This window comes from Vibrio ziniensis (genome assembly GCF_011064285.1).
In the GTDB taxonomy this organism is placed as follows: domain Bacteria; phylum Pseudomonadota; class Gammaproteobacteria; order Enterobacterales; family Vibrionaceae; genus Vibrio; species Vibrio ziniensis.
In genome coordinates this window covers 2265785-2286097 of the sequence record NZ_CP049331.1, presented here as the reverse complement: position 1 = coordinate 2286097, position 20313 = coordinate 2265785, and the positions used below count along the sequence as shown (strand labels likewise).

The 20313-nt window shown below is 42.9% G+C and carries 16 protein-coding genes; 13 read left to right on the top strand and 3 right to left on the bottom strand.

Annotated elements, in window-relative coordinates; genetic code table 11:
- Window positions 1-314 precede the first annotated feature (314 nt).
- From sdhC to sucD, 8 genes are all read left to right on the top strand, one after another.
- Window positions 315-707: a succinate dehydrogenase cytochrome b556 subunit gene (sdhC, locus tag G5S32_RS10425; RefSeq protein WP_042483914.1), complete on the top strand. Its 393-nt coding sequence runs from the start codon at window positions 315-317 to the stop codon at window positions 705-707.
- Window positions 701-1045 carry a succinate dehydrogenase, hydrophobic membrane anchor protein gene (sdhD, locus tag G5S32_RS10420; RefSeq protein WP_165311956.1) on the top strand — a complete coding sequence of 115 codons (345 nt, stop codon included), beginning with the start codon at window positions 701-703 and terminating at the stop codon, window positions 1043-1045. Before sdhC ends, sdhD begins: the two co-directional genes overlap by 7 nt.
- Window positions 1046-2812, top strand: coding sequence for a succinate dehydrogenase flavoprotein subunit (gene sdhA / locus G5S32_RS10415; RefSeq protein WP_165311955.1), 1767 nt, complete (start codon window positions 1046-1048; stop codon window positions 2810-2812).
- Window positions 2813-2826: 14 nt separating this feature from the next.
- Entirely contained in the window at window positions 2827-3537 is a 711-nt protein-coding gene (locus G5S32_RS10410) for a succinate dehydrogenase iron-sulfur subunit (protein ID WP_165311954.1), read from the top strand.
- Between the two features lie 89 nt (window positions 3538-3626).
- On the top strand, window positions 3627-6437 hold the full coding sequence (gene sucA / locus G5S32_RS10405; RefSeq protein WP_165311953.1) for a 2-oxoglutarate dehydrogenase E1 component: 2811 nt from the start codon (window positions 3627-3629) through the stop codon (window positions 6435-6437).
- A gap of 28 nt (window positions 6438-6465) precedes the next feature.
- The gene (gene odhB, locus G5S32_RS10400) at window positions 6466-7668 is read left to right on the top strand and encodes a 2-oxoglutarate dehydrogenase complex dihydrolipoyllysine-residue succinyltransferase (RefSeq protein WP_165311952.1); all 1203 of its coding nucleotides are present in this window, start codon (window positions 6466-6468) and stop codon (window positions 7666-7668) included.
- A gap of 195 nt (window positions 7669-7863) precedes the next feature.
- Window positions 7864-9030 carry an ADP-forming succinate--CoA ligase subunit beta gene (gene sucC / locus G5S32_RS10395; RefSeq protein ID WP_165311951.1) on the top strand — a complete coding sequence of 389 codons (1167 nt, stop codon included), beginning with the start codon at window positions 7864-7866 and terminating at the stop codon, window positions 9028-9030.
- The gene (gene sucD, locus G5S32_RS10390; protein WP_165311950.1) at window positions 9030-9902 is read left to right on the top strand and encodes a succinate--CoA ligase subunit alpha; all 873 of its coding nucleotides are present in this window, start codon (window positions 9030-9032) and stop codon (window positions 9900-9902) included. Before sucC ends, sucD begins: the two co-directional genes overlap by 1 nt.
- Window positions 9903-10051: 149 nt before the next feature.
- Here the strand turns inward: sucD and znuB are convergent, their stop codons facing one another.
- Window positions 10052-10834 carry a zinc ABC transporter permease subunit ZnuB gene (gene znuB / locus G5S32_RS10385; RefSeq protein ID WP_165311949.1) on the bottom strand — a complete coding sequence of 261 codons (783 nt, stop codon included), beginning with the start codon at window positions 10832-10834 and terminating at the stop codon, window positions 10052-10054.
- Window positions 10827-11615: a zinc ABC transporter ATP-binding protein ZnuC gene (znuC, locus tag G5S32_RS10380; protein ID WP_165311948.1), complete on the bottom strand. Its 789-nt coding sequence runs from the start codon at window positions 11613-11615 to the stop codon at window positions 10827-10829. The genes znuB and znuC overlap by 8 nt, the downstream gene beginning before the upstream one ends.
- An 80-nt stretch (window positions 11616-11695) precedes the next feature.
- Between znuC and znuA the strand changes: the two genes are divergently transcribed.
- The 5 genes from znuA (at window position 11696) to G5S32_RS10355 (ending at window position 19542) form a co-directional block, all read left to right on the top strand.
- The gene (gene znuA / locus G5S32_RS10375; protein WP_165311947.1) at window positions 11696-12577 is read left to right on the top strand and encodes a zinc ABC transporter substrate-binding protein ZnuA; all 882 of its coding nucleotides are present in this window, start codon (window positions 11696-11698) and stop codon (window positions 12575-12577) included.
- A gap of 334 nt (window positions 12578-12911) precedes the next feature.
- Entirely contained in the window at window positions 12912-16139 is a 3228-nt protein-coding gene (locus tag G5S32_RS10370; RefSeq protein WP_165311946.1) for a helix-turn-helix domain-containing protein, read from the top strand.
- Between the two features lie 675 nt (window positions 16140-16814).
- Window positions 16815-17042, top strand: coding sequence for a FeoA family protein (locus G5S32_RS10365; protein ID WP_165311945.1), 228 nt, complete (start codon window positions 16815-16817; stop codon window positions 17040-17042).
- Window positions 17042-19315, top strand: coding sequence for a Fe(2+) transporter permease subunit FeoB (feoB, locus tag G5S32_RS10360; protein WP_165311944.1), 2274 nt, complete (start codon window positions 17042-17044; stop codon window positions 19313-19315). Before G5S32_RS10365 ends, feoB begins: the two co-directional genes overlap by 1 nt.
- Window positions 19312-19542, top strand: coding sequence for a FeoC-like transcriptional regulator (locus tag G5S32_RS10355; protein WP_165311943.1), 231 nt, complete (start codon window positions 19312-19314; stop codon window positions 19540-19542). Before feoB ends, G5S32_RS10355 begins: the two co-directional genes overlap by 4 nt.
- A gap of 253 nt (window positions 19543-19795) precedes the next feature.
- On the opposite strand, the gene G5S32_RS10350 is transcribed toward G5S32_RS10355, so the two are convergent.
- Window positions 19796-20224: an HIT domain-containing protein gene (locus tag G5S32_RS10350; RefSeq protein ID WP_165311942.1), complete on the bottom strand. Its 429-nt coding sequence runs from the start codon at window positions 20222-20224 to the stop codon at window positions 19796-19798.
- Window positions 20225-20313: the final 89 nt, after the last annotated feature.

The window sequence follows — 20313 nt, the reverse complement described above, 5'->3', positions numbered from 1 at the left end:
ATTTTCTTCATCTGATGTGTGCACTTTCTTTGATTTTTTATACATATAAAGTTAAAAATCTGTTCTATGTAGCAAAAATTGTTACATCAATTGTATTAGAATGTTGCCAGCCGTATATTGGCGCAGTTGTTTTTGGTGGAAACCTTATAAATTCAAGGCTAGAAACAAATAGAACGAGATGTTTTTACTCTTGGTGTTAACATTTTTTTTACAATTTAAGCATTAAATCTAGCGATAATTTGTTAAGTAAATGTTAAGTTTTGTAGCTTTACAACCAAAAAACATTCATAACTATAAATGCTCAATGGAGCTGAGTGAGCAAGCCCGTGAAAGAAAGAAAGTCAAGACCTGTTAATTTAGATTTACAGACCATCAGCTTTCCGATTAGCGCAATCGCATCAATCCTTCACCGTGTGTCTGGGGTTATTACGTTTGTAGCAGTCGGCATCCTGCTTTGGTTATTATCCTTATCATTATCTTCGCCACAAGGCTTCATGGACGCGAGTCATCTTGTTGGTGGTTTTTTTGCCAAGTTTATTCTTTGGGGCATTTTAACCGCACTGGCCTACCACATTGCTGGTGGTATTCGTCATTTATTGATGGATTTAGGTCATTTCGAGGAACTTGAGTCTGGAGCAATGAGTGCGAAAGTTGCGTTTGGTGCAACGGCCGTTCTATCTGTATTGGCGGGGATTTTGGTATGGTAAAAAATGTTTCTTCATTCGGTCGTAATGGAGTTCATGATTTCTTACTTATTCGCGCAACCGCGATCATCATGACTCTTTATACGATCTATCTAGTGAGCTTCTGTGCGTTCACTGATATCTCGTACATCTCATGGACTGGATTCTTTGGGGGTACGTTTACAAAAGTCTTCACAATGTTGGCGTTGGTTTCAGTACTTATTCATGGCTGGATTGGTTTATGGCAAGTACTTACTGACTATGTAAAGTGTTCAAAGCTCCGTGGCGGACTTCAACTCGTCGTCATTGCAATTCTATTTGGATACTTCTTCTCTGGCCTGTTTGTTTTGTGGGGTGCGTAAGTGACTATTCCTGTTCGTGAGTTTGATGCCGTAGTAATCGGTGCTGGTGGTGCTGGCATGCGTGCAGCACTGCAAATTTCTGAGCAAGGCCTATCTTGTGCTTTGCTATCTAAAGTATTCCCAACTCGTTCACACACTGTATCTGCGCAAGGTGGTATTACCGTAGCGTTAGGTAACTCTCACAAAGATGATTGGCAGTGGCACATGTACGATACTGTTAAAGGTTCTGATTACATCGGTGATCAAAACGCTATCGAGTACATGTGTAAAAATGGTCCAGAGTCAGTGATTGAACTAGAGCGTATGGGCTTACCATTCTCTCGTTTCGAAAATGGCTCAATCTACCAACGTCCGTTTGGTGGTCAATCAAAAGAGTTTGGTGGTGAGCAGGCAGCTCGTACTGCAGCAGCAGCAGACCGTACTGGTCACGCACTTTTGCATACTCTTTACCAACAAAACATTAAGCACAAGACTACGATTTTCTCTGAGTGGTACGCACTAGATCTAGTGAAGAACCAAGATGGCGCTATCTTAGGTTGTACTGCTCTTTGCATGGAAACCGGAGAGATTTGTTACTTCAAATCTAAAGCAACTATCCTTGCGACAGGTGGTGCAGGTCGTATTTACGCTTCTACTACTAATGCTCACATCAACACGGGTGATGGCGTAGGTATGGCACTACGTGCTGGCGTTCCTATGCAAGACATGGAGATGTGGCAGTTCCACCCAACAGGTATTGCTGGTGCGGGTGTACTGGTTACTGAAGGTTGTCGTGGTGAAGGTGGTTACCTTCTAAATAAAGACGGCGAACGTTTCATGGAACGTTATGCTCCAAACGCAAAAGACCTAGCCGGTCGTGACGTTGTTGCACGTTCAATGATGATTGAAATTCGTGAAGGCCGTGGCTGTGATGGTCCATGGGGTCCACACATTAAACTGAAATTGGATCACCTAGGTAAAGACGTGCTTGAGTCTCGTCTACCTGGTATCTGTGAGCTTTCTCGTACCTTCGCACACGTTGACCCAGTGAAAGAGCCAATTCCAGTAATCCCAACTTGTCACTACATGATGGGTGGTGTACCGACTCAAGTTTCTGGCCAAGCGATCAAACAAGACGCTTCTGGTCGAGATATGGAAGTTCAAGGTCTGTTTGCTTGTGGTGAGATTGCATCTGTATCCGTTCACGGTGCAAACCGTTTAGGTGGTAACTCACTGCTTGACCTAGTGGTATTCGGTCGCGCAACAGGTCTTCACCTAGGTGAAACTCTAGCGGCGCAAACTGAAGCTCGTCCAGCAACGCAATCGGATATCGAAGCATCTCTTGCTCGTACTATGCGTTGGGAAAACAGCAAAGGTGGCGAAGACCCATTCCAAATCCGTAAAGACTTACAACGTTGCATGCAAAACAGCTTCTCGGTATTCCGTGAAGGTGATGCAATGGCACAAGGCCTAGAAGAGCTGAAAGTGATTCGTGAGCGTCTGAAAGATGCACATCTATCGGATAAGTCTTCTGAGTTCAACACTCAACGTATCGAGTGTCTAGAGCTAGATAACTTGATGGAAACAGCATTCTCTACAGCCGTTGCAGCGAACTACCGTACAGAAAGCCGTGGCGCACATGCTCGCTTCGACTTCCCAGATCGTGATGATGCTAACTGGCTATGCCACTCTATTTACAACCCAGAGACGGAACAAATGAGCAAGCGTGATGTAAACATGACGCCTGTGCATCGTGAAGCGTTCCCTCCAAAAATCCGTACGTACTAAGGGAGGATTAACCAATGAAATTGAACTTCTCTTTGTATCGTTACAATCCAGATGTAGACAATAAGCCATATATGAAAGACTATGTGCTTGAAGTCGAAGATGGCTCGGATATGATGGTTCTAGATGCACTTATTTTGCTGAAAGAACAAGATCCTACAATCGCTTTCCGCCGCTCATGTCGTGAAGGTGTTTGTGGTTCCGATGGTTTAAACATGAATGGTAAAAACGGTCTGGCGTGTATCACTCCTTTGTCTGCTCTGAAAGGCGACAAAATTGTGATTCGTCCACTACCTGGTTTGCCTGTTGTTCGTGACTTGATCGTTGATATGACTCAGTTCTACGACAACTACGCAAAAGTAAAACCGTTCTTGATCTCTGAAGGTGAATTACCGCCTTCACGTGAAAACTTACAGTCTCCTGAAGAGCGCGCGCATTTAGATGGTCTGTACGAATGTATCATGTGTGCATGTTGTACAACCTCATGTCCTTCGTTCTGGTGGAACCCTGATAAGTTTATTGGTCCTGCAGGTCTATTAGCCGCTTATCGTTGGTTAATTGATAGCCGTGACACTGCGACAGATGAACGCTTATCTAATCTTGATGATGCATTTAGCGTTTTTCGTTGCCATGGCATCATGAACTGTGTAAGTGTTTGTCCTAAAGGGTTAAATCCGACGAAAGCAATCGGTCATATTAAATCTATGCTGATTAATCGTTCTGTTTAAAATAGTCACAAAATTGCAGGCCCTCGGGCCTGCCTTTGTAGCTCGGCGTAGACCGCAGCAAACGTGAAACTACTGGTTAAGGGAATATAATGCACAACGGCGTGATGAAGGCATGGCTCGAGTCTTCACACTTGGCTGGCGCCAATGCAACTTACGTAGAAGATATCTACGAACTGTATCTAAGTGATCCCGATCTGGTAAGTGAGGAGTGGAAACGTGTTTTTGATGGGTTGCCTGCTCAACCTGAAAATGTGGTTGAACAGCCGCATTCACGTGTCCGTGATTACTTCCGACGACTCGCTCAAGAGACAAAGCATTACAATGTCCAAGTTAGTGACCCCGAAGTCGATGCAAAACAAGTAAAAGTATTACAGCTTATCAATGCTTACCGTTTCCGCGGGCATGAAGCTGCTAAACTAGACCCTCTCAATTTGTGGAAGCGCCCACCTGTGGCGGAATTGGATCCTGCATTCCACAATCTTACTGAAGACGATATGGACGAAACCTTTAACGTCGGTTCTTTTGCCGTTGGCACAGAAACGATGAAGTTAAAGGACATCTACAGATCGTTAAACCAGACTTATTGTGGCTCTATCGGTGCAGAGTATATGCACATGACAGATACTGAGCAGAAACGTTGGATCCAACAACGTCTTGAATCAGTCGTCGGCCAGCCATCTTTTTCTCTTGAAGAAAAAAGCACTTTCCTTGATGAATTAACTGCAGCGGAAGGCCTTGAGCGCTACTTAGGCGCAAAATTCCCAGGCGCGAAAAGATTCTCACTAGAAGGTGGTGATGCATTAATTCCAATGACTAAAGAACTGATTCGCCATGCCGGTAAAAACGGTATGCGCGAAGTGGTTATTGGTATGGCGCACCGTGGCCGTTTGAACATGCTTGTCAACGTTTTGGGTAAAAAACCTCAAGACTTGTTTGATGAGTTTGCTGGCAAACACGACGAAACATGGGGTACGGGTGACGTTAAATATCACCAAGGTTTCTCAGCGGACTTCGCAACACCAGGTGGCGATGTTCACTTAGCACTAGCGTTTAACCCATCTCACCTCGAGATCGTAAACCCAGTAGTTATGGGGTCAGTGCGTGCTCGTCAAGATCGCCTAGGCGACGAAGATGGCAGCAAAGTACTTCCTATTACTATTCACGGTGACTCAGCGGTTGCTGGACAAGGTGTAGTGGCTGAAACATTCAATATGTCGCTGGCTCGTGGTTACTGTGTAGGCGGTACGGTTCGTATCGTAGTGAACAACCAAGTTGGTTTCACTACTTCAAACCCACGCGATACTCGTTCTACTATGTACTGTACTGACATCGCTAAGATGGTTCAGGCTCCAATCTTCCACGTAAACTCTGATGACCCAGAAGCTGTTGCATTCGTAACACGTATTGCTTTGGACTACCGTAACGAGTTCAAACGTGACGTCGTGATTGACCTAGTTTGTTACCGTCGTCATGGCCACAACGAGGCAGATGAGCCAAATGCAACTCAGCCTTTGATGTACCAAAAAATCAAAAAACACCCAACTCCTCGTAAATTATATGCAGATGTTCTTATCGATCGTAATGAGAGCGATATTGAAACAGCCACTCAGTTGGTGAACGAATATCGTGATGCATTAGATCGTGGTGAAGTGGTCGTTAAAGAGTGGCGCCCAATGGCTATGCACTCTGTAGATTGGTCTCCTTACCTTGGTCACGATTGGAACGTAAATTGGGATAGTCAAATTGACCTTGAGCGTCTTAAAGAGCTCGCAAACCGTACGTGTGCACACCCAGAAAGTCATAAACTTCAAAGCCGTGTAGAGAAAATCTACAACGACCGTAAAGCTATGATCACTGGCGAGAAGATGCTTGACTGGGGTATGGCAGAAACGTTGGCTTACGCAACATTGGTTGATAACGGCAAGCGTATTCGTATCTCAGGCCAGGACTCTGGTCGTGGTACCTTCTTCCATCGTCACTCAGTTCTACATAACCAAACGGATGCTAGCACTTATATTCCTTTAGCGAACATTCATGACAACCAAGGTCCTTTTGAAGTTCTAGACTCAGTACTTTCTGAAGAAGCGGTACTTGCGTTTGAATATGGGTACGCAACGGCAGAACCAGGTGGTTTAACCATTTGGGAAGCACAGTTTGGTGACTTCGCTAATGGTGCTCAGGTTGTTATTGACCAATTCATCTCTTCTGGTGAACAGAAGTGGGCTCGTTTATGTGGTTTGACTATGTTGTTACCTCACGGTTACGAGGGTCAAGGTCCAGAGCACTCCTCTGCACGTTTAGAGCGTTACCTACAGCTATGTGCTGAACAAAACATGCAAGTTATCGTACCTTCTACACCAGCACAGGTTTACCATATGCTGCGTCGTCAGGTTGTACGTAAGATGCGTCGTCCTCTTGTTGTTATGTCACCTAAGTCACTGCTTCGTCACCCATTGTGTGTGTCAAGCATGGAAGAGCTCGCGCAAGGGACCTTCTTGCCAGCAATCGGTGAAATTGACGACTTGAAACCTGCAAACGTTAAACGTGTTGTTTTCTGCTCAGGTAAGGTTTACTACGATTTGCTAGAACAACGCCGTAGTAATGAACAAGATGATGTTGCTATCGTTCGTATTGAACAGCTTTACCCATTCCCAATCGAAGAAGTACAAGCGGCTATCGAACAATACACAAATGCTGTTGATTACGTTTGGTGTCAAGAAGAGCCTCAAAACCAAGGCGCTTGGTACTGTAGTCAACACAATTTCCGTGCGGCAATCCCTGCGGGAGCCGATTTGAAATATGCGGGCCGTCCTGCTTCTGCATCACCTGCAGTAGGCTACATGTCGGTACACTTGAAGCAACAGAAAGCGTTAGTTGATGACGCTCTGAACATAGCTTAAGAACTAGAAGTAAAAGGAAGACACAGATATGACAATTGAAATTCTGGTTCCAGACTTACCTGAATCAGTAGCAGACGCAACTGTCGCGACTTGGCACAAGAAACCGGGTGACATGGTTGCTCGTGATGAAGTCATTGTTGAAATTGAAACGGATAAAGTTGTTTTAGAAGTACCTGCTCCAGAAGAAGGTGTTCTAGAAGCGATTCTTGAAGGTGAAGGTGCAACTGTTCTCTCTAAACAATTACTTGCACGCTTAGTTCCAGGAGTCGTAGCGGGTGAGCCAACGAAAGACACGACTGTTTCTAGTGAAGCATCTCCAGACAAGCGCCACAAAGCGACGTTGACTGAAGAAACCAACGATGCACTAAGTCCAGCCGTTCGTCGTCTACTTGCTGAGCACAGCCTAGAAGCTAGTGATGTAAAAGGATCTGGTGTGGGTGGCCGTATTACTCGTGAAGATATCGAAGCTCACCTAGCAGCGAACAAGACGGCGCCTGTTGCTGAAGCTGCTGCCCCTGCTCCGGTCGCAGCTCGTAGCGAAAAACGAGTTCCTATGACTCGTCTTCGTAAGCGTATCGCTGAACGTCTACTTGAAGCTAAGAACAGTACAGCAATGTTGACTACGTTCAACGAAGTGAACATGAAACCGATTATGGATCTTCGTGCGCAGTATCAAGACCAGTTCGAAAAGCGTCACGGTATACGTCTTGGCTTTATGTCTTTCTACGTGAAAGCAGTAACAGAAGCTCTAAAACGTTACCCAGAAGTGAATGCGTCTCTTGATGGTGACGACATTGTTTACCACAACTTCTTTGATATCAGCATTGCTGTATCAACGCCACGTGGTTTGGTGACACCGGTTCTTAAAGATGCTGATACTCTTGGTTTTGCTCAAGTGGAAAAAGGTATCAAGGAACTTGCGCTTAAAGGCCGTGACGGTAAGTTGACTGTAGACGAATTAGTGGGTGGCAACTTTACTATCACGAACGGTGGTGTATTCGGTTCGCTGATGTCTACGCCAATCATCAACCCACCACAAGCGGCAATCTTGGGTATGCACAAAATTCAGGACCGCGCGATGGTAGTGGACGGTAAGATTGAAATCCTACCGATGATGTATCTAGCTCTATCTTACGATCACCGTCTAATTGATGGTCGTGAATCAGTAGGTTTCCTCGTTACTGTTAAGGAACTACTTGAAGATCCGGCACGTCTGCTATTAGACATTTAATATCGCTAAAACGTCTAGTTACCTTTGGGTAGCTAGACGTACATAGCGCCCAAGGCTAGACTGCTCAACAACGACTGGCCTTCATTTAAGTTTCAATGACTTATTTGTAAAAGCCCTACAGACGCAAACGCAGCCAAGACTGTAGCGTTATGGAAATAATAATTCCTTCAAAGGAAGAACAAACGGAATATCAAAATGAATTTGCATGAATACCAAGCCAAACAGCTGTTTGCAGAATTTGGATTGCCTGTACCCGAAGGTTATGCATGTGATACGCCTCAAGAAGCTTTCGAAGCGGCTGGTCGTATTAGCACAGCGAAAAAAGTAGTTAAGTGTCAGGTTCACGCTGGCGGTCGCGGTAAAGCGGGCGGTGTTGAGCTTCACGATACTAAAGAAGGTGTTAAAGAGTTTGCTCAAAAGTGGCTAGGTAAAAACCTAGTGACTTACCAAACAGACGCAAATGGTCAGCCAGTGGCTAAAATTTTGGTTGAAGAAGCATCAAACATCGCAAATGAACTGTATTTAGGTGCAGTTGTTGACCGTGCTACACGTAAAATTGTGTTCATGGCATCAACAGAAGGTGGTGTGGAAATTGAAAAAGTTGCTGAAGAAACACCAGAGTTAATTCACAAAGCAGCGATTGATCCGCTAGTCGGTCCACAAGCTTACCAAGGCCGTGAACTTGCGTTCAAACTTGGTCTTGAAGGTGATCAAATCAAACAATTCGTTAAGATCTTTATGGGTCTTGGCCAAATGTTCTCTCAGTACGACCTAGCTCTACTGGAGATCAACCCGCTTGTTATTACTGGCGAAGGCAACCTATTGTGCCTAGACGGTAAAATCAACATCGACTCAAATGCTATGTACCGTCAACCAAAACTGCGTGAGATGCACGATCCTTCTCAAGAAGACGAGCGTGAAGCACATGCAGCACAATGGGAACTGAACTACGTAGCTCTAGATGGTAACGTTGGCTGTATGGTTAACGGCGCTGGTCTAGCGATGGGTACAATGGATATTGTTAACCTACACGGAGGCAAGCCAGCTAACTTCCTCGACGTAGGTGGTGGCGCAACAAAAGAGCGTGTAGCTGAAGCATTTAAGATCATCCTATCGGATGACAATGTTAAAGCCGTTCTAGTAAACATCTTTGGTGGTATCGTACGCTGTGACATGATCGCAGAGGGTATTATCGGAGCCGTGAAAGAAGTTGGCGTAGATGTTCCTGTTGTTGTTCGTCTAGAAGGTACGAACGCGGAACTAGGTCGTGAAGTTCTTGCAAGTTCTGGTCTTGATATCATTGCAGCTGAGTCGCTAACTGACGCAGCTCAAAAAGTTGTTGCTGCTGCGGAGGGTAAATAATGTCTGTACTTATTAATAAAGATACTAAAGTGATCTGCCAAGGTTTTACTGGCGGTCAAGGTACTTTCCACTCTGAGCAAGCGATCGCTTACGGCACGCAAATGGTAGGTGGTGTTTCTCCAGGTAAAGGTGGTCAAACTCACCTAGGTTTACCGGTATTCAACACTGTCCGCGAAGCAGTTGAAGCAACTGGCGCTACAGCAACTGTTATCTACGTTCCAGCACCTTTCTGTAAAGATGCAATTCTAGAAGCTATCGATGCTGGCATTCAGCTAATCGTAACAATTACTGAAGGCATTCCAACCATCGATATGATCGATGTGAAAGTGAAGCTAGAAGAAACTGGCGTACGTATGATTGGCCCTAACTGCCCGGGTGTTATTACTCCAGATGAATGTAAAATCGGTATCATGCCTGGACACATTCACAAGAAAGGTAAAGTAGGTATCGTATCTCGTTCGGGTACTCTAACTTATGAAGCAGTAAAACAAACAACAGATGAGGGCTTTGGTCAGTCAACGTGTGTTGGTATTGGCGGTGACCCAATTCCTGGTTCAAACTTCATCGATATTCTTAAACTGTTCCAAGAAGATACAGCAACTGAAGCAATCGTAATGATTGGTGAAATCGGTGGTACAGCTGAAGAAGAAGCTGCAGCATTCATCAAAGCAAACGTAACTAAACCAGTTGTTTCTTACATTGCAGGTGTTACTGCTCCTCCTGGTAAACGTATGGGCCACGCTGGCGCTATCATTTCTGGTGGTAAAGGCACAGCAGAAGAGAAGTTTGCTGCACTAGAATCAGCAGGCGTGAAAACGGTTAAGAGCCTAGCAGACATCGGTAAAGCTCTACGTGAAGTAACTGGCTGGTAATTGCATTACTTTCGGTTAAAGAAAACCCAAGCAAAAGCTTGGGTTTTTTATTTGTTGGATTATACCATCCATGGCTCGGAGGGTTTGCTTATCGACGCCCATTCACTGATCAGGAAATTTTCCAGAATGGTATTATAGATAAAAGGGTATCAGCTCCTTTTAACTATATGGCTGAGCATAAACATGCTGCTTGCACTAATTACGACAGAAGGACCTGCTGGGGTATCAAAATGCCAAGACAGAATTAACCCAAATAGCACACTGATGATGCCAATCAACGAAGCAAACAACGCCATTTGTTCTGGTGTTCTTGAAAGGCGACGAGCAGTCGCTGCGGGAATTATCAGTAGTGATGTCATGATTAAAGCACCCACAAACTTCATACCGACTGCTATTACTAAGCCCACTAGTAGCATCAAAACCAAGCGCATTAAATCGACGTTGATGCCTTCTACTGACGCAAGTTCTTCATTGACGCTACTCGAAAGCAATGGGCGCCAGAATAGGTACAGAATTGCGCCTACGACCAATACGCCAGCCCAGATAAAGATTAAATCTGAAGGATTCACCGCGAGAAGATCGCCAAATAGGTAGCTCATTAGGTCGATACGTACATTATCTAGAAAACTCACTGCAATTAGACCCAGAGATAAAGAGCTGTGGGCCAATATTCCCAATAAAGTATCTGTAGCTACGAGCTGTTGCTTTTGTAAAGTCACTAGAACAACTGCTAATCCAAGACAGCAAATTAACAGCGCGAAATACAAATTGATATCGAGCAAGAAGCCAAGTGCAAGCCCCATTAGCGAGGCATGCGCCAAAGTGTCCCCGAAATAAGCCATTTTTCGCCAAACGACAAAAGAACCTAATGGTCCTGCGATAATAGCAATACCGATACCCGCCAGAATCGACGGAAGTAGAAATTCAATCATGTTGATGATGACCATGAGAGTGGTGAGAACATGTACCTGCGTCGCCTTTTACTGGTTGACCAGAAAGGTCGTGATGATGATGTTCATGGTTATGATGATAAAACGCCAATGTGTCACGGCTGCGGTTACCGAATAATTCAATATAACTTGGGTGTTTTGTTATGGTCTCAGGTGTACCAGAACAACACACGTGATGATGTAAACAAATTACTTCATCGGTTTTCGCCATAACTAGGTGTAGATCATGTGAAACCATAAATACACCACAGCCAAAACGTAGGCGAATAGTATTAATAAGGTCGTAGAGGTCAATTTGACCTTGAACGTCCACACCCTGCGCGGGTTCATCAAGAACAAGAATATCGGGTCTTTGTAGCAAAGATCGAGCAAGCAACACTCGCTGGTTCTCTCCACCAGATAGATTATGCATGTCATTTTTTGCCAAATGTTCGGCTCCGACTAATCTTAACGCTTCGGTCAGTTCTTGACGGCTATACTTGCCTGCAAGTTTAAGAAAACGTTCAACGGTCAGCGGTAAGGTATCATTCAGCTTGAGTTTTTGTGGAACGTAGCCAATCTTGATATTTTTTGATTTAAGGACTTTGCCGGATACGGGGGTATGAAGACCTAGCAGTACTTTCACTAAAGTGGATTTTCCGGCCCCGTTTGGTCCGATAAGAGTAGTAATCTTTCCTTTCGAGAGAATAAGATTGACGCGATCTAATACGCGGAGTTGGTTGAAATCTACGCAGATATCTTGCAACTCAATAAGCGCTGACATGAATGGAACTCATTTGCTATTGCTGGGTGTTATAATGTAACATTTATATATAATTAGCGCTACAGGATATATAACGTCACATGTTTTCACGAATCATTCTTTTATTGAGTCTTACTATCATACCGTTCTCTAGTTGGGCAGATACCATTCTAACCAGTATCAAACCTATTCAGATGATTACTCATGATTTGACACTGGGTGTAACAGAACCAGAAGTATTGTTGTCAGCAAATGCTTCGCCCCACGATTATGCTCTGCGCCCTTCTGATGTGAAAACGATACGCCACAGCTCACTGGTTATCTGGTTTGGTAAAGATCTCGAACCTTTTTTGGATAAAGTTCTGAGTCAACAAGAGAATGTTCTAACACTAAGTAAAATTCCTGATTTGAAGCTTCGTTCTTATGGTGAAGAACAACATCATCATAATGATGGACACGACCACGGAACTCATGATCCTCATTTTTGGTTGGGTGTTGAACAAGTTGGTCAGGTCGCCAATGCTATTACTCAGAAGCTTATCGAGATGGATGTTGAGCACAAAGATATTTATGCCAAGAATCTAAAGAACTTCATGAATTCATTGCAATCAACAGATGTACAGATTGCTGCGAAGTTGGCTAGTGTAAAGCAGCAGCCATATTACGTTTTTCATGATGCTTATGATTATTTCGAACAACATTATGGACTCAATAATATTGGTCATTTTACTGTGAGCCCTGATAGAAAGCCTGGCGCGAAGACTCTGATTAGTATACGTAAGGCTTTAGCTGCCAATGAAGCTAAGTGTGTTTTTTCTGAGCCACAGTTTCAACCTGCTGTAATTGCAAGTGTTGTTCGCGGAAGTGATGTAAAAACGGGAGTTTTAGATCCTTTAGGTATGGATATCCCAGTCACTCAAGGCAGCTACTTCGCTTTTCTTAACTCAATGAGTGACAGCTTTTACAATTGCCTTTCAAATTAGTAACGAACAATCAAATGGTTATTCGCCACCGATTAAAGAGCTTTACACCATGAAAGGCATAATAAAATCGCCTTTCATGTGTGATATGAGCTGAGAAAGCAAATTTTATTTCATTTCCTTCTACAGCTATCGTCTTTTTTATATACAATGCGGTTATTTTACGTCGCGAATTAACATGCGAAAAGCTGTATGGTTGTAGAAAGGGCCTATTTTGTATCGCTTACTGTGTATTGTCTTTGCTGTCTTTTACGTAGGTACGTTTTCGGTCAACGCCATCGAGAAGTCACCTTCAGTGTTTTATCCCCTTCCAACACAAACACAAGGTAAAGTGTATGTGGCTAAGAGTTTGTTTGTAAGCGATGCTGGTGGAATATGGCTACATGATGTCCATGGCAAAGTTCGCTTTTTTGATGGACAAGCTGTATTACCTCGACAAGGTTCAATTTTGTCGGACGATTACCAGCAACTAACATATTTAGATAATGCTTTCTGGACGGTCATTGATGGCAGTCTTAATAAAATATCAACTAATGATATTAGAACCAGCATCGTAGATCTTCCTGTCGGAACCGTTATAGATAAGATAGGTGTTTCTGGAAAATCAATTTGGTTGGTCAGCCAAGATTACTTTTACACATACAACACTCAGTCACTTCTGCTTGAGTCATACTCACTCCAATCTCTTACTCACTTTGATAAATCTAAAAGAGTAGTTGTTAATGACGCGACATTCGGTATTTCAAAGTGGGTATTAGCAACCAATTCTGGTGTTTTCTTATCTGAAAATCAGAGCTTCAACCATATCCCTCGTTCAGGTGATGATTATGTAGAGACTTTGTTCTTCTCGGAAAAACGAAGGGAGATGCTTATTGGGACGTTAGATGGTGTCTTGCTCATAGATTTGAACGATAAGTCTCAAGAGCCTCAGAAAATAGCTCAATCGCATGTGTTATCGATCGCTGAAACAGAAAACGAGTATTGGATTGGTACAGAGAACGGTTTGTTCGTCCATTCACTATTAAATCAAAGTACAACCAAGCTAAAGAGCAATGTCCATAGTAGTTATTCACTCAAAGGACATAAGATATTTTCTTTAGTGAACGACTCGCAGGGTGGGATATGGATAGCGACAGAGAAAGGGGTATTTTACTACTCAATGTTTGGGCAACAATTCAATCGAGTGCCGTCTAAGTACTTATCAAAAAATATGTTGGATACTGATCTTCAAAACATAACTTATCTTGCCGATAACGATGAGTTCTTACTCACTACTGCCGACGGTGTATATCGAATTAACGCTAATGATCCGCGACAAAAAGACCATATTTTTGAGGGGCAAACCCATGATGCCATATTACAAGGTGATTATTTGTGGCTGGCAATCGATAGCGGCTTAGTTAATTATGATATTGCGCAGTCAAAGATACTAAACATCTCTTTACCACTTTTTTTAGGCGCCGCCAAAGTAGACCGAATCGAGATGGATAATTCAGGAGTGCTTTGGGGTGTTTCTGGTAACAGATTATGGTCTTACAATCCGACCACTCATAGATTTGAAGAATATGGAGATGACTGGATAGTTGACGCTTACTTACCAGCCACCATTACCCAATTAAAAGCGACCCTATACAATGGCATCATTATTGGTACCGAACATGGCACTTATTCGATAAAAGAACAGAGAATAATCTTTAACATTGCTAGTAGTGAATATGGTCAAAACCACACTGTGATCGAAGACAGAAACGGCAGCGTGTGGTTTGCCAGTGATTATGGTGTATACAAGCAATCAAAAGAAAGCAGTGAAATCCAGCCCATACCATTGGCTGAAGACAGTATTAGTCCCAAATGCCTAATGGAGACAATGGAAGGGGTATGGTTGTCTTCTTCGAGAGGGTTAACTCTTTATAGCCATGCCGGTCAGATAAAAAAACAATTTGGTGAACCTTATGGGTTAATCAACAATGAATTTCTTCCTAGCATCTGTGCATCTAGCCAAAGTTCGAAACACCCGCAATTGGTAATAGGTTCGACCCTCGGTTTAGTAAAAGTATCTGCTGAGCAGCTATCTGTATCTAATTTGCCGCATTCTCCCGTCATTATTAGTCAAATTAAAGTAGACGATAAACTTCTGTCGGTTGGTAGTACATCTACCTTTAGCATTGAATATGGGCGTTCTCTAAGCTTAACGTTTGGTGCTTTACCGCAAACTGCGAATTTAAATTTGGAATACAGGTTAACTGAAAATAGTTCGTGGCTACCTATTGATGGCGCCCAACTCACTCTGGAAAGCCTACGTCCAGGGAACTATCTATTGCATTTACGTAGTTCAGTCTCAGAGCAGCGCAATAAACTGCACAGCTATTTATCATTCCAAGTTGTAGAGCCTTGGTATCTGTCCATGAGTGCTTTTTCCGTATATGTTTGCAGTGTGATATCTGTGCTGATATTCATCGTATGGTGGCGATCTCGAATGATGACCAGAGCCAACCGATTACTCAAAGAACAAATTGATTTAAAGACCAGTCAACTTCGACATCAGAGCAAAATCGTTCTCAGCAACAACTTACAACTTCGTAAACAGATTCAAGTCCGCCATGCTCTTTTGGAAAACATCCTGCTGGCCATTGAACCAAGGTTGGACAAACTAAAATATGCGGCTCATGAAGCGAATCAGATAGAGTTAGAAACTCTGATGGATGAAGCCAGAATAGAGTTACAGCAAGTCAAAAATATACGATCAGATAGTGAATCGTCGACACTAATACATAATTTGTCGCTCGTTCTAGAATCGGTAGTGACGAGTTGGAATGATGAGTTTTCTATTTCAGGAATGACTCTGGATACAGAGATTGAGAGTAAGAAAAGTTACGTAAAACTGCAGCAGTTTAATCTTGATGTTATTTTTAATGCTTTGCTTTCTGATGCAATGAAACGTCTATACAAGAATCAGACACTATTTGTCCGCTGTTATGAAACCAATCAGCGTGTATTGGTTACCATGAGTGATCAAGGTGTCAGTGCTAAGAATATTGAGCAGACGATGACAACAACCTCCGGATTTGCGTTGAATCAGCTTAGTGATCTCGTTGAACAATCAGGTGGTGAGATAAATGTATATGTATCGAAAGAACAGAATGTTGTACAGCTATCTTGGCCTATTGCAGATCCCGAACAATTAGAGAGTGGTTTGAATGTTTTTTCCAAGGCGTTAAATGAAAATCTCTTGGATGACTCAGAGGTTCTTTGGCTGTCCAAAGTTGAGCAGCTTGTTATGGATAATTTCTTTGATGCCGAATTTAGCACAGCTAATGTAGTCAAAGTTCTATTTATGTCTGAACGTAGTTTTCAGCGGCGTTTTAAAACGGCTACAGGCAAAACCTTCAAAGAATATCTTAACGAAGTACGATTGGAGAAAGCGTGCCAACGCTTGTTAAGTGGAGAAAAAGTGTCGCAGGTCGCGTTTGAATGCGGTTTTAATGATCCTTCATATTTCAGCCAGCGCTTTAAGCATTACTTTGGATTATCACCAACTCAATTTATCGATGAACACCAAGAATAATTCCTGCCTAGCCTCGTTCCGTTCTTATCATAGACCTACTTGAATCACTCTAAAGCCCTTTTTACAGTGATTCCCTTTCTGGATATGAGTCGCGTGCTATGTGTCTATTCCTCTTTTATGTGTATTTAAATAATCACAATTCTCTTAATAAGTGGCCTGACTTTAGCTTTTTAGATACCGCCGAGTAAGGCGATATACGAGGGCTGAATTTTATTGCAACAAATAAAAAAAAACGTGGTATAGCCGGGGGACTATACCACGGGTGTCAAAGACACCTTCGCTTGCTGCCGGAGTGACATAGCATCACTTCTGGAATAAATGTCTTCGAGAATGTGTGAAGACGAGGGGACTATAATCAAACCGTACTTATAACCTTATAAAATTAACGACAATTTTGTATAAGAAAACCGACAACCAAGTTTTTAACATTTAACCTATTGTTACTAATGGCTTATTTTTGTTTTATTGATGATTTTTAACAAAGGTAAGAATGTTAAAAAATCAAAGTGTTATTTTAAAAATTGACGTTTTTGACGAGATTGGTGAGATATTGAACAGCCGTGTCATTTTAGCAATGTTTGATTTCACGCAATATTTGTTGGGTTATTGAGGGGTATTATTTACTAAATTAAATAAAAATGTTTCTCATTAACAATACGATTGGCGAAATTAATCATGAAACTATCTGACTTAAATGATGGCGACCGAGGCACTGTTCTAGCGATGAACGGTTTGTCTAATGAGGTTAGGAAGAAGCTTATGGTAATGGGATTGTTGCCTAATACAGAAGTGAAGCTAATTCGTAGAGCTCCTATGGGCGATCCGCTCCAAGTTGAAGTGAGAGGAATAGCTTTGGCAGTGCGAGAAAGCATTGCATCGTCTATTGAAGTGGAGAAAGCATAATGCAATATCAAGTGCTGACAGTAGGTAACCCTAACAGCGGTAAAACAACACTGTTTAACGGCCTCACAGGCGCAAAACAGCAAGTAGGTAACTGGGCTGGTGTAACTGTTGAAAAGAAAACAGGTCGTTATTCTCACTCTGGTGATGATTTCAGGCTGACTGACTTACCCGGGATTTATGCTTTAGATAGTGGTAATGATAGCAATAGTATTGATGAGTCAATTGCATCAAGAGCTGTGTTAACTCATCCAGCAGACCTCATTATTAACGTTGTTGACGTGACTAGTTTAGAACGCAGCCTATATATGACATTACAGCTGCGTGAATTAGGTCGTCCAATGGTGGTTGTGCTCAATAAAATGGATGCTCTTAAGCGTGAGCGCCAACGTATTGATACCAAGCTGCTAGCGCAGATGTTGGGCTGCCCAGTATTTACTCTTTCAGCCAATAATAGAGATCAAGTACGTCACTTCAAAGAGAAGCTACATAAACAGTTGATCCAAGGCATCGCTTTGAAAGAGATCGATTTGAATTACGGCGAAGACTTCGAAACGTCCATACATAATTTGATGCCACAGTTTAGAGAACAGGATGTGTCTGCTCGTGCACTAGCGATTCGTGCTCTTGAAAACGATTTAATGGTGATTAACGGGCTACCCGAAGCGGACCGTGCTGAGGTTTATAGACAGCAGAGAGAGTGTGGTCTGGATATCGATTTACATGTTGCTGATACCAAATACACTTTCTTGCATGAACAGTGCAAACAAATTCGTTGTAGTGAAGGAAAGCTCAGCCATAGTTTCACCGAGAAAGCTGATCAAATCATATTAAATAAATGGATTGGTGTACCTTTCTTCTTTGTAGTTATGTACCTGATGTTTATGTTCTCGATAAATATTGGTAGTGCGTTTATCGATTTCTTTGATATCGGTGTTGGAGCACTGCTAGTTGATGGAGGGCACTACTTACTTGATGATCATCTGCCTGTTTGGCTTGTTACTGTGCTGGTGGACGGTATTGGCGGCGGTATCCAAACCGTAGCGACCTTTATTCCTGTTATTGCTTGTTTGTACTTGTTCCTAGCTGTCTTGGAAAGTTCTGGTTACATGTCTCGTGCCGCATTTGTGCTTGATAAAGTGATGCAAAAAATCGGTCTTCCGGGTAAAGCGTTTGTACCTTTGGTGCTTGGTTTTGGCTGTAACGTACCTTCTATCATGGCAACTCGTACCTTAGATCAAGAGCGCGAACGTAAGCTTGCAGCATCTATGGCTCCGTTCATGTCTTGCGGTGCACGTTTACCTGTTTATGCATTGTTTGCTGCGGCTTTCTTCCCGCAAAGTGGTCAAAACATCGTATTTGCTCTTTATATTTTAGGCATCGTTGCTGCTGTGTTCACTGGTTGGGTTTTGAAGAAGACACTTTACCCAGGTTCAAGCGACAGTTTAGTGATGGAAATGCCAGACTACGAGTTACCAACGTTGCAAAACGTATTGATCAAAACTTGGCAAAAGCTAAACCGTTTCGTGCTTGGTGCAGGTAAAACTATTGTTTTAGTCGTCGCAATCTTAAGTTTCTTGAACTCCGTAGGTACTGATGGGTCGTTTGGCAACGAAGACAGTGAAACTTCTGTGTTATCGAAAGCTGCACAAGTAGTGACACCAGTATTTGCGCCTATCGGTGTAAACCAAGATAACTGGCCTGCGACTGTAGGTATCATAACAGGTATTTTCGCCAAAGAGGCCGTTGTAGGCACGCTGAACAACCTTTACACCTCTGTAGGCGACGAGGAAGAAGCTGAATTTGATTTGATGGCAAGTTTGGAAGAAGCGGTGATGTCAATTCCTGAAAACTTAATGGGATTAAGTTTCTCTGACCCATTAGGAATTGAAATTGGTGACTTGTCTGATAACGAAGCTGTAGCGGAGGAACAAGAAGTTGATTCTTCAATCTTTGGTAACTTGAACTCACACTTTGAAAGTGGCAGTGCAGCGTTTGCTTACCTGATTATGATCCTTCTCTACACTCCATGTGTTGCAGCGATGGGGGCGTATGTTCGAGAGTTCGGTAAAAAGTATTCGTACTTTATTGCTGCTTGGACTATGGGATTAGCTTACGGATGTTCTGCAATTTTCTATCAAGCTGTAAACTTTACAAGCCACCCAGTATCAAGTATTAGCTGGATTGTCGCTATCATGGCTGTGTACTACGCCGTGTTCCAAATGCTTAAGAAAGCAGGGCGTAAACAACAGATTCTTGAGGTTCAAGTGGCATGATTTTAACGGAACTGAAGCTGGCTATTGAAGAGCAAGGTAGCATCTCTCGTAAGGAGCTCGCAAAGCGTTTTTCGATGAGTGAGGATGGTGTTGATGCGATGCTTGGAATATGGATTAAGAAGGGCGTTATTTCTCGTCTGATCGATACCAATGTGGCTCAATATGTAACGAGAGTTCGTTATGTAATGAACCGAGCAGACAGTCTTTCAGTTACGGTGACCATGTAATCACCTAACAAAGAAGAAAGCCGCGTAATTACGCGGCTTTCTTTTGAGCATTAACTGATTGCAAATTTATACCATTCTGGAAAATTTCCTGATCAGTGAATGGGCGTCGATAAGCAAACCCTCCGAGCCAAGGATGGCTCGGCGGAGCTTCAGGGACGAATGAATACGCGTTTGCATATGACGCCCATTCGGTGCTCGCCGATGCTCAATCTGATCATATTTTTATCTAGGATGGTATTAGAGCTAGGCAGTATTAAGCAGTGACAAAAATTTTGCTCATCGACAGTAAGCTACGCAGTTTCACTAACATCTCTTCTTGCAGTTCTTCATCTCGAAGGATGCCTTTGGTATTTCCCCAGATCGGTCCAGGCCAAGCAACATCATCTTCAAAACGAGCAATATGATGGATATGCAGTTGGGGAACCATATTACCTAATGCGCCTAGATTCAATTTTGTAGGTTGGAACAGTGCTTCCAACGCTTGGTTTACCGCTTGAGACTCAACAAGAAACTGTTGTTGTTCTTTCATTGGTAAGTGGTGCAGTTCTTTTAAATTGGCTTTCTTCGGAACTAAGATAACCCATGGTGCAGCATCGTCTTTATGGAGTAGAGCAACACAAAGCGGGAAGTGGCCAATCACATCGGTATCTTTGGCAAGTTGTGGGTGAAGGTGAAAACTCATATAAAACATCCATGATAGAAACTGAAAATGATTATACGGTAAGCAAAACAAAAAAGGTTGGCCTCTCGCCAACCTTTTTTCAATTTTCT

What these genes read in the sequence shown, in the direction of transcription:
- G5S32_RS10410 (WP_165311954.1), top strand. Translation starts at nt 2,827, where the DNA reads ATGAAATTGAACTTCTCTTTGTATCGTTACAATCCAGATGTAGACAAT.
- sucC (WP_165311951.1), top strand. Translation starts at nt 7,864, where the DNA reads ATGAATTTGCATGAATACCAAGCCAAACAGCTGTTTGCAGAATTTGGA.
- znuA (WP_165311947.1), top strand. Translation starts at nt 11,696, where the DNA reads ATGTTTTCACGAATCATTCTTTTATTGAGTCTTACTATCATACCGTTC.
- feoB (WP_165311944.1), top strand. Translation starts at nt 17,042, where the DNA reads ATGCAATATCAAGTGCTGACAGTAGGTAACCCTAACAGCGGTAAAACA.
- G5S32_RS10365 (WP_165311945.1), top strand. Translation starts at nt 16,815, where the DNA reads ATGAAACTATCTGACTTAAATGATGGCGACCGAGGCACTGTTCTAGCG.
- odhB (WP_165311952.1), top strand. Translation starts at nt 6,466, where the DNA reads ATGACAATTGAAATTCTGGTTCCAGACTTACCTGAATCAGTAGCAGAC.
- sdhD (WP_165311956.1), top strand. Translation starts at nt 701, where the DNA reads ATGGTAAAAAATGTTTCTTCATTCGGTCGTAATGGAGTTCATGATTTC.
- sucD (WP_165311950.1), top strand. Translation starts at nt 9,030, where the DNA reads ATGTCTGTACTTATTAATAAAGATACTAAAGTGATCTGCCAAGGTTTT.
- znuB (WP_165311949.1), bottom strand. Translation starts at nt 10,834, where the DNA reads ATGATTGAATTTCTACTTCCGTCGATTCTGGCGGGTATCGGTATTGCT.
- sucA (WP_165311953.1), top strand. Translation starts at nt 3,627, where the DNA reads ATGCACAACGGCGTGATGAAGGCATGGCTCGAGTCTTCACACTTGGCT.
- G5S32_RS10350 (WP_165311942.1), bottom strand. Translation starts at nt 20,224, where the DNA reads ATGAGTTTTCACCTTCACCCACAACTTGCCAAAGATACCGATGTGATT.
- G5S32_RS10355 (WP_165311943.1), top strand. Translation starts at nt 19,312, where the DNA reads ATGATTTTAACGGAACTGAAGCTGGCTATTGAAGAGCAAGGTAGCATC.
- znuC (WP_165311948.1), bottom strand. Translation starts at nt 11,615, where the DNA reads ATGTCAGCGCTTATTGAGTTGCAAGATATCTGCGTAGATTTCAACCAA.